The sequence below is a fragment of the Rhizobium sp. 18055 genome, from assembly GCF_902706285.1.
Classification (GTDB): Bacteria; Pseudomonadota; Alphaproteobacteria; order Rhizobiales; family Rhizobiaceae; genus Rhizobium.
This window is the reverse complement of sequence record NZ_CACSKD010000152.1, coordinates 1-536: the sequence shown is the minus strand read 5'-3', so window position 1 is coordinate 536 and position 536 is coordinate 1. Positions and strand designations below refer to the sequence as shown.

Sequence of the window (536 nt, the reverse complement as noted above, 5' to 3'; positions counted from 1 at the left end):
GCGGGCATGGCCAAGCTGCGCGACATCGAGCAGCACACGCAGGGCAAGTTCAAGAGCGCGGTGATCGACATCACCTACCCGCTGGACTGGGGCCGTGAGGGCGTGGAGGCCAAGCTGGCCTCGCTGTGCGCGCAGGCCGTGGACGCGATCAAGGGCGGCGCCAACATCCTGATCATCAGCGACCGCGCCGTGAGCGCGACGCAGGTGGCGATTCCCGCGCTGCTGGCGCTGTCGGCCATCCACCAGCACCTGGTGCGCGAGGGCCTGCGCACCACGGCCGGCCTGGTGGTGGAGACCGGCACGGCGCGCGAAGTGCACCACTTCGCCGTGCTCGCGGGCTACGGCGCCGAGGCCGTGCACCCCTACCTGGCCATGGAGACGCTGGCCGACATGCACAAGGACATGTCGGGCGACCTGTCGCCCGAGAAGGCCATCTACAACTACGTGAAGGCGATCGGCAAGGGCCTGTCGAAGATCATGTCCAAGATGGGCGTGTCCACGTACATGAGCTACTGCGGCGCGCAGCTGTTCGAGGC

Annotated in this window: 1 protein-coding gene; it reads left to right on the top strand. The window is 68.1% G+C overall.

Features of this window, described 5'->3' with window-relative positions:
- A partial coding sequence (locus tag GVL52_RS31790; RefSeq protein WP_280179125.1) for a glutamate synthase central domain-containing protein occupies nucleotides 1-536 on the top strand: 536 nt, incomplete at both ends.